11 protein-coding genes are annotated in these 13,528 nt (G+C 65.7%); 6 read left to right on the forward strand and 5 right to left on the reverse strand.

From position 1 onward, the window contains the following. Positions 1–100 precede the first annotated feature (100 nt). Entirely contained in the window at positions 101–3,121 is a 3,021-nt protein-coding gene (locus tag AB0J47_RS31660) for an AAA family ATPase (RefSeq protein WP_364354388.1), read from the forward strand. 47 nt (positions 3,122–3,168) lie between these two features. Here the strand turns inward: AB0J47_RS31660 and AB0J47_RS31665 are convergent, their stop codons facing one another. Beyond that, positions 3,169–4,401, reverse strand: a complete 1,233-nt coding sequence (locus AB0J47_RS31665) for an alpha/beta hydrolase fold domain-containing protein (protein ID WP_364354391.1) — start codon at positions 4,399–4,401, stop codon at positions 3,169–3,171. Positions 4,402–4,509: 108 nt separating this feature from the next. On the opposite strand from AB0J47_RS31665, the gene AB0J47_RS31670 reads away from it, so the two are divergent. From AB0J47_RS31670 to AB0J47_RS31680, 3 genes are all read left to right on the forward strand, one after another. After that, on the forward strand, positions 4,510–4,941 hold the full coding sequence (locus AB0J47_RS31670; RefSeq protein WP_364354394.1) for an alpha/beta hydrolase fold domain-containing protein: 432 nt from the start codon (positions 4,510–4,512) through the stop codon (positions 4,939–4,941). A gap of 18 nt (positions 4,942–4,959) precedes the next feature. Then, positions 4,960–6,183 (forward strand): FAD-dependent monooxygenase, encoded by a 1,224-nt coding sequence (locus tag AB0J47_RS31675; protein ID WP_364354397.1) that lies wholly within the window; start codon positions 4,960–4,962, stop codon positions 6,181–6,183. A 254-nt stretch (positions 6,184–6,437) separates the two neighbouring features. Further along, positions 6,438–7,403, forward strand: a complete 966-nt coding sequence (locus AB0J47_RS31680) for an alpha/beta hydrolase (protein WP_364354400.1) — start codon at positions 6,438–6,440, stop codon at positions 7,401–7,403. A gap of 182 nt (positions 7,404–7,585) precedes the next feature. Here the strand turns inward: AB0J47_RS31680 and AB0J47_RS31685 are convergent, their stop codons facing one another. Beyond that, a complete protein-coding gene (locus tag AB0J47_RS31685; RefSeq protein ID WP_364354403.1) occupies positions 7,586–8,476 on the reverse strand; it encodes an alpha/beta hydrolase in 891 nt (296 codons plus the stop codon). A gap of 112 nt (positions 8,477–8,588) precedes the next feature. Between AB0J47_RS31685 and AB0J47_RS31690 the strand changes: the two genes are divergently transcribed. Together AB0J47_RS31690 and AB0J47_RS31695 are read left to right on the forward strand one after the other, a co-directional pair. Then, complete coding sequence (locus AB0J47_RS31690; protein ID WP_364354406.1) at positions 8,589–9,686, forward strand: glycosyltransferase family 4 protein; 1,098 nt, start codon at positions 8,589–8,591, stop codon at positions 9,684–9,686. After that, a complete protein-coding gene (locus AB0J47_RS31695; RefSeq protein WP_364354409.1) occupies positions 9,686–10,555 on the forward strand; it encodes a hypothetical protein in 870 nt (289 codons plus the stop codon). Before AB0J47_RS31690 ends, AB0J47_RS31695 begins: the two co-directional genes overlap by 1 nt. Here the strand turns inward: AB0J47_RS31695 and AB0J47_RS31700 are convergent. Genes AB0J47_RS31700 through AB0J47_RS31710 form a run of 3 tightly spaced genes read right to left on the reverse strand, consistent with a single transcriptional unit; the run spans position 10,539 to position 13,517 of the window. Further along, on the reverse strand, positions 10,539–12,038 hold the full coding sequence (locus tag AB0J47_RS31700; RefSeq protein WP_364354412.1) for a CocE/NonD family hydrolase: 1,500 nt from the start codon (positions 12,036–12,038) through the stop codon (positions 10,539–10,541). The two genes, AB0J47_RS31695 and AB0J47_RS31700, sit on opposite strands and share 17 nt — an antisense overlap. Then, positions 12,031–12,780 (reverse strand): PIG-L family deacetylase, encoded by a 750-nt coding sequence (locus AB0J47_RS31705; protein ID WP_364354415.1) that lies wholly within the window; start codon positions 12,778–12,780, stop codon positions 12,031–12,033. The genes AB0J47_RS31700 and AB0J47_RS31705 overlap by 8 nt, the downstream gene beginning before the upstream one ends. Continuing rightward, complete coding sequence (locus tag AB0J47_RS31710; protein WP_364354418.1) at positions 12,777–13,517, reverse strand: lysophospholipid acyltransferase family protein; 741 nt, start codon at positions 13,515–13,517, stop codon at positions 12,777–12,779. Before AB0J47_RS31710 ends, AB0J47_RS31705 begins: the two co-directional genes overlap by 4 nt. Between the last annotated feature and the right edge of the window lie 11 nt (positions 13,518–13,528).

Consider the following 13,528-nt stretch of genomic DNA (forward strand, 5'->3'; position numbering starts at 1 on the left):
CCGCAATCGACAAGACACCGGTGCTGAAGCTGGCTACGATGCAGCCCGGAGATTTCGCGAATGCCCCGCGAAACCCGGCTGTCAGTGCCTGGAAGGTGATATGTCAGGGGTCTCGGCGGGTGGAGCGGCCCGGCCGCTGGTAGGGCGGGTCGAGGAGATGCGCGAGCTGACCCGAGTCCTCACTGCCGCGCGGAAAGGACGAACATCCGCGATCGCGGTGACCGGGGAGCCGGGTATCGGCAAGACCCGCCTCCTCCAGGAGATCCGCCGAGAAGCACTCGCCCAGGGTTTCCAGGTGCTGGAGGGCCGAGGCACCGAACTGGAGCGAGAATTTCCCTACGCCGTCGTGATCGATGCATTCGACGAACCGCTCGGCTCACTGTCCCGAACGAGCCTGAAGGCGCTCGGCGAGGAATGTCTGTCGGAACTGAGTCGAATTCTCCCATCCCTGCACCGATGGAGCGGGTCACCGACAGGATCCACCCAAATAGACCGGCACCGCTGTCACCGCAGTGTGCGGATGGCGCTGCAACGGCTGGCGGCCCAGCGCCCACTGTTGTTGGTTCTCGACGACATCCACTGGGTCGACCACGCCTCGCTCGAGGTGATCGCACACCTGCTGCGAAACCCCGTGCCGCGATGTGCGTTGATACTGGCACACCGCTCCCGGCAACTCCCCACTGCACACGCGACAGCGCTGGCTCGAGCCGTGTACGACGACACCATTTCATCACTCGAACTCGGGCCATTGTCGATTGCCGAAGCCGCCGAACTACTGTCGGACAATGTCGACACGGCCGACCTGTCCGACTTTTATCGCGAATGTGGTGGAAATCCATTCTATTTACAGGAAGTTTCGCGTGCGCGAATTCGCCTCGACGGCCTTCTCGGCGGGCATCGGACCGGCATCGGTGATTCGTACGGTATTCCCACGATCGTTCATGATGTTCTGGAACAGGAAATACATGCCCTGTCCCCGCATGCACGCAACCTGCTGCAGGCCGCTGCGGTAGCAGGCGAGCCATTCGATCTTGAGCTGGCGAGCGATATTGCCGAACTGGTCGAAACCGAAATGTTCCAGACAACGGACGAGCTGGTCGCGAGTGGGTTGATCTACGAAACGGAAACTCCCGGGCGATTGGCCTTCCGCCACCCCTTGATTCGACGTGCGGTCTACGAACGAAGCGGATATGGCTGGCGCAGAAATGCGCACAAGCGGGCAGCGAAGGCGCTCGCGAACCGCAGCACCACCCTGTCGATCCGAGCGCACCACCTCGAACACTGCGGCGAGGCAGGAGACGAAGAGGCCATCACGGTACTCGTCGACGCTGGGAAAGCTGCCTCGCAGCGAGCTCCCGTCGCTGCGGCCCGGTGGTTTCGGGCAGCCTTGCATCTGCTGCCGAACGAGGAATCCGTCGATCGCCGACTCGCCCTGTCGATGTCGCTGGCCGAGGTGTTGAATGCCTGCGGTCGGCTTCGGGAGAGTCGAGAAGTGCTGAGCCGGACTCTGGAACTGACCGCGCCCGTCGACCCCGGTGAACGCGCCCGCATGATGGCCATGCTCGCCGTGATCGAACAGGGGCTCGGCAACGCCGTCGAGGGTCGGCATCTGTTGACGACAGCGCTCACCCTCGTCCCACCCGACAGTGTGGCGGCAGCCGCGCTCGAACTGGAACTCGCCAAAACCGACCTGGTGATGCGGGACTGGGCCGAGGCTGTGGCCGTCTCGGCGAAGGTGCGCCAATCAGCGCGCAAGCGAGGCGACCGACACCTGGACTTCCTGGGTACTGCGGCAAGCGCGTTCCTGAAGACGACGCAGCTCGGCGACATCCTGCGGGAAGCGGGCTCCGACCTCGACGAAGCCGTGCGCACCCTCGACACCCTCACCGACGCCGAAATACCACTCGCGTTGATCGACGGACTGGCCGATGTGGTGATCGCCGCGATTTCCCTGGAGCGGTTCACGATGACCGTCGAGTACACGACTCGGGGAATCCGGCTCTGCCGCCGAACCGGACATGGCAGACGTCTGGTCGACTTCCTGCATTTGCAGGGATTGGCTCTGCTGATGCAGGGGCAGCTCGAGCGCGGGCTCACGGTAGCCGACGAGGCCGTTGAGGTAGCGCTGATGCTGGATAACCCGCCGATGGTGGCGATGGCCGAATCGACACGCTGCTGGATCTTGGCCCTGCAGGGCCACACGGATCAAGCGTTCACTGCCGGTGCGGGCGCGGTCCGTATCACCGAACAACTGCCCAGAGGCCGCTACTCCTACTACCCACCGCTGATATACGGCATGGTCCTGATCCAGGCCGGTCGGTATCGACGTGGCCGTCGGCTGGTCCTGGGCGCCGGGGGCCAATTCGAGATCTACCCGTCATTGATCCCGCAATTCCATCCGTATCTCGTCGAGGCCGAACTGGCACTCGGACGGATCGACGCCGCGGAGCACGCGACTCGTCAGATCGAGCGCATCGCCGATGCATCGCCGTTTCTGCCTATGCGAATCGGCCACACCCGCAGTACCCGCGCCCGCGTACTGCTCGCGCGAGGCGAGTTCCGTGCTGCCGCAGCCCATGCCGAGCAAGCGGTCGCCGAGTACCAACGCAGCGGATGCTCGCTCGAAGTCGCCCGGGCGCGTCTGTTGCTCGGTCATGCCCTCGCCGAACTGGGCGGGAAGCAGGCCGCCAGACGCGAATTCGACAGCGCGCTCATGATCTTCGAGAGCCAGAACGCCGCACGTTTGGCCGAACAGGCGCGGCTGGCGCTGCGCCGAGTGGGCGAGCGACACGTGTCCGGCCGCCGAAGCCGATCCCGTGCGACCAACGTCGGATTCGGCGATCTCACCGAGCGACAGACCGAGATCGTCAACCGCATCGTCCTGGGCAGAACCAACCGCCAGATCTCCGAAGACCTCTACGTCAGCGAGAAAACCATCGAAGCCCACCTCACCCGCCTGTTCGCCAAGCTGGGCGTCTCCTCCCGAGCCGAACTCGCCGCCCTGGTCGCAGCTCAGCAAGACCACCACCAACCCCGACCGGCCCGTGGGCGAGACAGCGTATCTCACCGGTCGAATGACTCGACGGCATCGACGCCACGCCGCGGCGACGATGCGATGTGATCACTCGTCGCCTCCGTGCCGGGAGGTGTGGAACGCGGACACTCAGCCTAAGCGCTCGGCCGAACACGAGGGTGGGCGTGAATATCGACAGTGTGGTCTTGGATGAAGCGGCCCGCGGCGCGGAGCGCGTCGGCGGCTTCGGGCAGAAAGGGCCAGAAGATGTGGAAGTTGTGGGTATCCACGGGGTAGAGCTCCAAACTGATGGCCACATCGTGGGCACGGGCGTGATCTGTGAGCCGGTGCGCGTCGGTCAGATGGTTATCGCCAGTACTGGCCTGGATGAGCATGGGCGGTAGGCCCGTCAAGTCGGCGAGCAGTGGGGCCACGAAGGGGTTGTCGTCGGAATGCCCGGCCAGATAGTCGCCGATGATGCGCTGATGGAATCGGGCCTGCGCAGGTTCGGGTGCAGGCTCGGACTCTGAGGGCTCGGGACAATGCAGATCGATACCGGGGCAGAGCAGTACCGCCGCGGCGGGCATCGGAAGCTGCTCTTCCCTGATCCGGAGCAAGGTGCACAGGATCAGGTGCGCGCCGATCGAATCGCCGGTCAGGGTGATCCGGCCGGGATCGGTGCCGGTTTCCAGCAGCCAGCGGTAGCCGCGCAGGGCATCCTCGACCGCAGCCGGGTAGGGGTGCTCGGGTGCGAGTCGGTAGTCCAGCACGAGGGTGGTGGTGTTGGCGGCAGCTGTCAGCGCACCCGCGAGCGCGCGGTAGCCGAAGGCCGATCCGGCGATGTAGCCGCCACCGTGCAGATAGAGCACGGTCCCGGCATCGGGGCGAGCGGGTGTCAGCAGCAGACTCGATACCCCGCCGGCGGTGATCGGCCGGATCGAAATCTCCGGCGGTGCCGGGAATTGCGCGTGTAGATCCTCGTATGCCGTACGCATCGCGTGCAGTTCGGCGTCGGCCGCACCTAAGAGCTCCCAGTAGCGGGTGATGTGAGCCAGCAGTTCTCCACCGACCGCTCGCGTCGCCACCACCGCCTCGTCGACCCCCTCGAGGATGCGGCGGGCTCGGTCCAGCAGCGCCTCGCCCGCCAGCGTGAGTTCCACCTGATGGGTGGTGCGGCGCAGTAGGTCACAGCCGATGAGTCGTTCCAGCGCGCGAATCTGCCTACTCAAGGCCGGCTGCGAAACGTAGAGCCGGGCGGCGGCCCGGCCGAAGTTGAGCTCCTCGGCCACCGTGACGAACGCCCGGAGGTGGCGCAGTTCGATCGCGTCCGGCGTGGTCGGCAGCGTGGTCGGCGCAACGGACAAACTCTCATCCGACTGGGAACTCATCTCAGCAGTATTGCCGATTCACCGCCGCCGCGGTCATGCCGTACTCGCAAGACTGCCATGCGCATTCGGACCTTCCCTGCCGTACTCCCGGGGTGCCAACGTTGGCCTATGCCTTCCGCACCAGCACCGTGCCGGGTCGCCGAGTTGCACCTGCGCACCACCGTCGAAGACCGGAGCGCCAAGGTCTATTGGCCCGGTCCCACCGGCCCGCCGCCGCGGCCGCTACTGCTGCAATTCGAGATCGGCGGCCAGGAACCAGCAGACGATTTCGACGCATTGTGCCGAAGACTCTGCCGCAGCCACGGTTTCGTCGTGCTGTCGGTGCGCTACGGGCCGCGTTCCGGACAGGATCCGGCGATCGTCTCCGATGCGATGCACACCCTGGAGTGGGCCGCCGACCACGCATCCGCACTCGACGCCGACCCGGCCCGGTTGCTCGTCGAAGGCCGCGGCTCGGGCGGTGCTCTCGCCGAATCGGTGCGCCGCCGCACTCAGGAGTTCGGCTGGCCACCCCTACTACCTCCACTGCCCTTTCCTTGACTTCAGGAGATTCACAACATGATTCATCGCAGCATTCTGATCTCCGGCGCGAGCATCGCCGGGCTGACGTTCGCCCACTGGCTGGGCCGGTACGGATTCCAGGTGACCGTCGTGGAACGAGCGCCCGCTCCTCGTCCCGGCGGCCAGGCCGTCGATCTGCGCGGCGTGGCCAAGGAGGTCGCCGAGCGGATGGGTGTACTGCCTGCCATCGAACGAGCGCGCGTGCACGAGCGCGGACTGGCCTATGTCGATGCCGACGGTAAATGGAAGGCGAGCATGCCTGCGGAACTGTTCGACGGTGCGGGCGCGGTCGCCGAGATCGAGATCCTGCGTGGCGATCTCACCGATATCCTGTACGCGTCCAGTCGCAACGGCGTCGAGTACCTGTTCGGTGATTCCATCACCGAACTGCGGGAAACACCCGACGGCGTCGTGGTCGACTTCCAGCGCCACGCATCACGCGCCTTCGACCTGGTCGTGGGTGCTGACGGCCTGCACTCGAACGTGCGCAAGCTGGCTTTCGGACCTGAGTCCGAATTCGTCCACCACCTGGGTGCGTACCTGGCGTACTTCACCGTGCAGGTCGAGGGGCTGCAGCTCGAAGACTGGTTTGTCATGCACAACGCCCCCGGCGGCCTACTCGCCGCGATCCGGCCCGAGGGGCCCAACAGCGCCAAGGCCATGTTCGGCTTCACCGCGACCGATCTGGTCTACGACCGCCACGACCGGGTGGGCCAGCAGCGGATTCTGCGCGAGCGGTTCGCTGCAATGGGTTGGCACACACCGCAATTGCTGAGTTCGATGGGTCAGGCGCCGGATTTCTTCTTCGACAGCATCAGTCAGACCCGCATCGATCGATGGTCACGCGGACGCGTCGCGCTGATCGGGGACGCTGGGTATTGCGGCTCACCGCTGTCCGGCAATGGCACGGCAATGGCGATGGTCGGAGCGTATGTCCTGGCCGGGGAGCTGGCTCGAAGCCGCGACGACTATTCAACCGCGTTCACCCGTTATCAGGAAGTACTCCGCCCCTACGTCACCGAATGCCAAAAGCTGCCGCCCGGCGGTGTCAACGGCTTCCTGCCCGCCAGTCGCGCTGCCATCGCCATGCGTAACCTGTCGGTCCGGGCGATGACCTCCGCACCGTTGCGCGCACTGATGGCCAAGTCGCTTCAGAAGGCCGACGCCATCAGCTTGACGGACTATCGCGAATTCGAATCGGTCGCCGCCGGACATCATTGAACGGCCGAATGCGTTCTCGGGCGCTGAGCATGCCGGGGGCGGCTCAGAATATCGAACGGTCGCGGCACACCGAACGGTCGCGGTCGCCGCGCCCTGCTCCGCCGTCGACAACGAGCTCGGCAATCGCCGCGCGGCTCGTCGGTGGGTAGCCCCCGGCCCGAATTACCTACAGACGACAGATTCCCCGCCGCCCGGGCGTACCTACTGTCGAAATCCATTGTCACCGCATAACACTGAGCCGACACGGAGTAGCCATGCCTTACTTCACCGCCGCCGACGGAACCGAACTCGCCTACGAGGACTACGGCACCGGCACGCCGCTGGTGTTCCTGGCGAGCTGGGCGCTCAACGCCGACATGTGGGAATACCAGGTCCCCTATTTCCTCGAGCAGGGGTACCGGTGCGTACTGCTCGATCGGCGCGGGCACGGCCGTTCCGATCGACCGTCGAGCGGATACGATGCCGACACTCGGGCCGGCGACGTGGCCGCTTTGATCGATCACCTCGACCTGCGTGACATCATGCTGGTCGCGCACTCGGCAGGCGGCGGCGAAGCCGTCCGCTACCTGGCCCGGCACGGCCACGACCGGGTCGCCGGAATGGTGCTGCTCGCCACCACCCTGCCGTATCTCGAACTGACCGAAGACAATCCCGAGGGTGTGCCCGCCGCGCTGTGCGATGCCACCGTCGCCGAGCTGCGCCGCGACCGCCCCAACTGGTTCGCCCGCCGCGCCCAAACCTATTTCGCCACCCAGTTCAACGCTGTGTCTCCGGCGGTGGTCGACAACGAGGTCCGCCGCTGCCTGTCTGCGGCCCCGTTTGCCTTGACCGCGGTGTGGCAGGCCACCTTCGCCACCGACTTCCGTCCCGACCTGCGCGAGCTGAGCGTGCCCACGCTCATCGTGCACGGCGGTGTCGACCAGTCGGCGCCGGTCGATCGCACCAGTCGGCGGGTCGCGAAACTGTTGCCCCACGCCGACTTCCGTGAATACCCGACCGCCGGGCACGGCCTCTACATCACCCACGCCGAGCAGCTGAACAACGATATCCACGAATTCCTTGTCGACCATGCGACGGTCGCACCACCAAGCTGTGTGACAGACGAGGTAGCGCCGCCTGGCCCGATCATCGATAGTCACGAAAGTTCATCCGAGGCAACAAATACCGGAGCACAGCCTAGGTGTTCTGCCATGGACGTTGGTAACGGCGTGGCGAGCTGACCTGGCGAAGACCTCCGGGTGAAGTGGGAGCTGCCAAGCAAACGCATTCACCGATCCGGAGGTCTTCGTGTCCCCCCGTAATGCGCCGCTGCCGCCGTCCCCGAAGCAGCCCGCAGCCACGAACGCCCGCGCCAACATGCGCGTCCCGCTGCTCTCCGGACCCAGGACGAGATAGGCGGTCTTCATGCCCGGCGCTCTGCGAGATCCAGACTCGTGATGAAAGCACGCAGGTGCCGGTCGACCTCTTCGGGTTTCTTGATCGAACTCAGATGTCCTGCGTCGGGAATGATTACGAGCTGTGCACCCGAAATACTCGCGGCGGCATCGGTTTTGTACCGAAGCGGGATGAACCGATCACCATCTCCCGCAACCACCAACACGGGAGTGGTCCCGAGTGTGGCCAACCCTGCGCTGTGGTCGCACAGGGCGGTGTCGGCGATCAATGCCAGCAGACTCATGGTTCGCACTGACGTGACGAGCCGGCGCGCACGGTCGATGTGCGCGAGCCGCATACGCGGACCGGTACGCGCCTGGCTGCTCGAGTCGTATGTCGGGTGTCGTCGCTCGCTGGTATCGGTGAGCAGCCGGCGCAGCGGAGGTACCACCCGCCAGAGCGCTCGGACCAACACGCGGGTCACGAAACCGGGCAGCCGCAGCGCGATTTCACCCCATCGTGATGGGACGGTGTCCAACAATGCGACGCCCACGATGCGGGTGCCGAAGAGCTCCGGCCGATGCGCAGCCAAGGCGCATACGGCCATACCTCCCAACGAATGCGCGATCAAGACTACCGGTCGATCGGGCACGACGGAGTCGATGATCGCGGCGATGTCGAGGCCAAGTTGGCCGACAGTAGCGCTGTCGACCGGGGATTCGTCGGAGCGGCCGTGACCGCGATGGTCGAATAGGACGATCGTGCCCAGATCCGCGAGTGTCTTGCGCTGCCGGCTCCAGTAGACAAGTGCAGTGTTGATCCCGCTGACGAAGATGATGACTCGCTTGGCGTCGCGATCGCCATCGAGCTCGACATGCAGTCCGGTGCCATCGTCGGCGAGCACCCGAGTTTCGTTCACGCCGCCACCTTTGCCTCAGTGCCGCAAGAACACTGATCATTATAATTTACCTTCGCTATGATTCATGATCAGCGCACAGTGGGTGCGTTGGATCCAGTCGAGGGGTTGACGCGTGATCGTGCACCTTACTGATGTCTTCACTCCCCGCGTCGGTGGCATCGAGGTTCAGATCGAGCGGCTGGCGCGCGCCCAAACAGCTGCGGGCGAGGAAGTCCATGTGATCACTGTGACCAGCGGGACCGACGGCGATATGGCAATGCCGTACAGGGTGCATCGCATCACCCGGGCTGGGCACCTGCGTTCGTTGCTGCTGCGCCTACGACCACAGGTGGCGCATGTGCATCTGAGCGTCTATTCACCGTTCGCGTTGCGCTCCGCGAGACAGCTAGGGCTGCTCCGGATTCCGACCGTGATGACAGTGCACAGTATGTGGGACGCGCCCGTGCGAGCGTGCTATCGCCTGATCGGAAGGGCCGGTGACTGGCGACGTCGGTTCGTGCTGACCGCGGTGAGCACAGTGGTCGCCGACCAGGTCGCCCGCGCGTTGCCCGGGACCGCGACCGTTGTTGTTCCCAATGGCATTTCACCGGCATTGCAGCAGAACACCTCTCGCCTATCGGGAGAACTACATGTCGTCTCCGTCGGCCGGTTGGTGACCCGTCGGCAACCGTTGATCCTGCTGAAAGTTCTTCGGATGGCGCAGCAACGGCTCGATGGTGAGGTCGCGGTGCAAGCCACCGTTGTCGGCGCCGGTCCACGGACGGACGCGATGCGGCGGTACCTGTATCGGCATGGCATGACCGAGTGGGTGCAGTTGGTCGGGGTACAGGATCAGCACACCATCCGTGACCTCTTGGCCACCGCGGATGTCTACCTGAACGTGACCAGTCGCGAGGCGTTCGGGCTGGCCACATTGGAAGCGCGCACCGCGGGGCTGCCGGTGGTCGCCCGATCCGGTACGGGAGTGGCCGATTTCGTCGAGCACGGGCGTGAGGGGTTATTGGGCGACACGGCAGCCGAGCTGGTGACGGCGTTGGTGCAGCTCGGGCGCGATATGCAGCTGCACCACCGGATGACCTCGCACAACCGCACGGTGGCACCGTCGGAACACAGTTGGCCGGTCGTGCTGGATCGGCTTCGCCATTGCTATGACGAGGCGGAACGTCGGGCGTGCATGTCCCGCGCTACGACGGCGGGGAAGGCCGCCTGATGATTTCGCCTGTGCATGTTGCCCGGATCTCTTGGAGCAACGTTGATCATCTGCGCAAACGGTTCGGTAACGCCACCCTTGCCAGCCTGACTCGCGACGTGACCCGGGCGGCCCGATTACTGCGGAACGACCCGGCTCCGCGGATGGTGCCTGCGCGTGCCGAACGCGTCGTCGTGACACTGTCGACCGTGCCGCGACGACGCAGGCACCTGCGCCCGGTCCTGCGCAGCCTTCTGGACCAGACCGTCCCCGCCGATCGGCTGCTGCTGGCCTGGCCGCGGCATTCGCTCCGGTTGGGGGTTGCCTACCCCGACCCGCCGTCGCTGCCCACCGGGGTGGACATTGTGCGGTGCGAGGACGAAGGTCCGGCGACGAAGTTGCTGCCCGCGCTGCGGGCGGAGCCGAACGCGGTGCTGGTGGTCGTCGACGACGACGCGATCTACCCTGAGACCTTCCTCGAGGACCTGCTCGCCGCCCATCGCCAGGATTCGACCGCAGCGCTGGGATTGCGCGGCCAGCATGTCCGATTCGGTTGTGACCCAAGGTATCTCGAGCATGTTTGCGGGACGGCGGTACTCGAGCACGTCCCGGTCGACGTGTTGATGGGCATGTGGGGATATCTGATTCCGCCCGGATCGCTGGACGAGGCTGTGCATGATTTCGAAGGTTGGCCCGGCGAGGTGCGGTGGCAGGATGATGTGTGGATCTCGGCGCATCTGGCCCGGCGGCGAATATCGCGGCTCGTGGTACCCGTGAGCGGCACGCCACTCGAATCCACTGGTGCGTTCGTGGGAGCGTTGCATCACACGGTGAATCGCTCCGGCCACAACGAGGCGGTAGCGTTCGAGACGTTCAAGACGTGGTGGTGACGATCGGCAGCACCACCGCGCTCGGTCTTTGCGGGTCGTGGAAAACCTTCTGCTCCACGACCTCGCGGTGGCGGGCAAAGCGCGGCACCGCGGCACCACAAACATGCACTCGGAGTCGATGACCTGCCGCGAATTGGTGGGCTATCGGCCACAATTCGACCTCGACCTTGCCCGTTGTCTCGTGGCCGACCCGACGCACGCCCTCACAGATGTTGTATGAGCGACCGTCGGGATGCACATCGCACAGCCGCACCACGAAGTCTGCGCCCGTTGGCGGACTGCTGTGGAAATACAGCCGCGCCGCCGCAGTGCCGATTACCTCAACCGCAGCACTCAGCGGTTCGCTGGTGTAGGTCAGCAGGTCTGCGCGGGTCTCGATCCTCCGGCAGTCCTCGGGTTGAGATTGGCCAACGATCACCGGCCCGCGCGGTGCCGGGGTTGGGTCGGCGGGGTCATAGCGGTAACGGTCACCACCAGACTCGTCAGGGCCATTTCGGGCCAATCCCCCGCCCGTGCGCAAGAACCATGGGACGGGGCGGGTTCCGGGCAGGGGCCAGTCGGCGTAGTCGCGCCATTGCCGTGCCCCAGTGACGAACAGCCGGACAGGAAGCTCCCGCAAACCCGCGCGGTCACCGCACAGATGCGCCCGGAACCATTGCCGTGCTTCGCGGTTCGCGGTGAGAAACAGCTGGGGGTGATAGTGCCCCCACGGCCCGACCGTCAGGTGTGGTGCGGCGCCCGCCGCCCGCAGCGCGAGAAAGTCGCGAATCAGGCCGGGCAGGAAGATGTCATACCATCCGCCGACCAGATGCACCGATGCCATGACGCCGGATCGGGGCGCATGGCTGTGATCCAATCTTGCTCGCAGCGGGCTGCCTGGCCCTCCGTCAGCGATGACGGCTTGGTAGAACGGTACCGCTCTGCCTCCGGTCGCCACGTCGAGTTCGGCCGCGGGCCGACCGGACGCAATGGCGCGGCGCGCCCGCCTGGGTGCCAGCAGTGCGGTGGTGAAGCTGTGGTTGGAGCACCAAATGAGCACCGACTCCAGTGCGGTCGACCCGCCGGTAAAGATCGTGTCAGCGATCGACGACGACGCCACATGCACCGACATCGCGCGTAATTCGGTCACGTCGGCCGCAATAGCCCAGTGTGCGAACCCCATCGCGCTCATGCCGTGCAACGCGAGGGGCCCGCGAAACCAGGGTTGTCCGCGCAGCCACGCCACTGTGGCAAGGCCATCCTCGCGCTCGGTGCTCAAAGGCAACACCTCGTCGCAGGATCTTCCGTCCTGCACGACGACCTGGAAGCCGTGTCGAGCGAAGTAGCAGCCGTAGAGGATGCCCATCGGGCGGCGGCCCATCGGCGACCGAACCAGGATTGTCGCCTGTGCCGGGCTGTTGGCAGGCAGGTAGAGATCGGCGAGCAAGAGCGTGCCGTCAGCCATCGGGATGGACAGATCGCGTTCGATGCGGAGATCAAACATTGCGCCGCACAAACCATTCCGTGCCGAGTACCCATCGGAACAGCGGCTGCGGCAACCGCAGCAGAGCGGCCAACGTGCGCACTCCGTCACCGCCAGCCGCCTGGCTGGCATGCGCGGCCATGCTCGCCCGCTTGCCTGCTGCGTAGCCGCGTACGTTCACCCGGTGAGTGATCGCGCTGCCGGGCGAGTAGCTGCTGGCGAGCCGGTCCGGCGTCAGCCCGGTCGGTGTCAGGCGAAACAGGGCGGCGATCTGGATCGCCCGCAGCAACATGTCGCGGTCGACGGTGGCTTCCAGCAGTACTGGGGTGCCCGCGATCCGCGCCGCGAGCGAACCCACGTGGTGCAGATGAACGTGGTCGGGATGCCCATAGCCCCCCGCCGGGTCGTAGGACGTGACCAGCTCGGCGCGCTCCTCGACCAGGAGTGCGGCGATCCGCTCCGCAGCCTGCTCGACTGGCGTGGCGGAGAACGAGTTCGGTGCGGCACCATCCGATCCGGAATCGCCGTAGCCGAGGAACTCCACCCGCGCGCAGCCGAGGGCGGCAGCCGAGTCCATCGTTTCCCGCCGCCGTCGCGCGCCGAGTTCGGTCCCAGCAGGCGAATCCGTGAGTCCCGCTTCACCGTCTGTGGCGACCACCAGGACGACCCGATGGCCCTCAGCGGCCAGGCGCGCCATCGTGCCCGCGGTCAACAGGGACTCGTCGTCTGGATGGGCGTGCAGGAACACGCAGGTCGAGCTCACGAGACCTGCCCACGGCGCTTAGCGTTCTCATCGGCGTCCCGCGCCGCGGCCTCCTCAGGGCCGGGTGCGGTGCCGCCGAGATGCTCAGGCTGCCACCACTTCTCGGTACCAGAGCACGGGTACTCGCGTTGTGCGCAGTCCAGTAGTGCCTGCATAGCTACGCGCAGTTGCTCGGTGACCTCCTCGGGATCGTCCTGGGATGTCGGGCGCAATGGTTCGCCGATGAGGACGGTGATCGGCAGCAGTGGCTGGATCAGCTCACGCCGGGCCTTGGTCCACAACCGGTGCGTTCCCCACACCGCAACAGGGATCAGCGGCACACCCGCCGCGCCTGCCAGTCGGGCTGCGCCGGTCCGCAGCCGCTGGACGGTAAACGACCGGGCAATAGTGGCCTCGGCGAACACGCCGACCACCTCGCCGGACTTCAGTGCGTCCGTGGCTGCGTCATATGCCGCGCCTCCGCTCATGGGCCGGATCGGAATCTGTCGCAGGCCGCGCATCATCGGCCCGTACACCCGGTGGTCGAACAACTCCTGCAACGCCAGGAACCGCACACAGCGCCCGGCTGCACCCAAAGCGACTGCGAACGGGTCCAGGTAGGACACATGATTGGCGACGATCACCGCGCCGCCCGTTGCGGGGATGTTCACGTCGCCACGGATTCGGATCCGCAGCCCCAGCGCGCGAGACGCCACCCTGACAGCGAGAACTACTGCGGGATAGATGACATCACCCATACCGTGACAAT

Source organism: Nocardia sp. NPDC049737 (genome assembly GCF_040674755.1).
In the GTDB taxonomy this organism is placed as follows: domain Bacteria; phylum Actinomycetota; class Actinomycetes; order Mycobacteriales; family Mycobacteriaceae; genus Nocardia.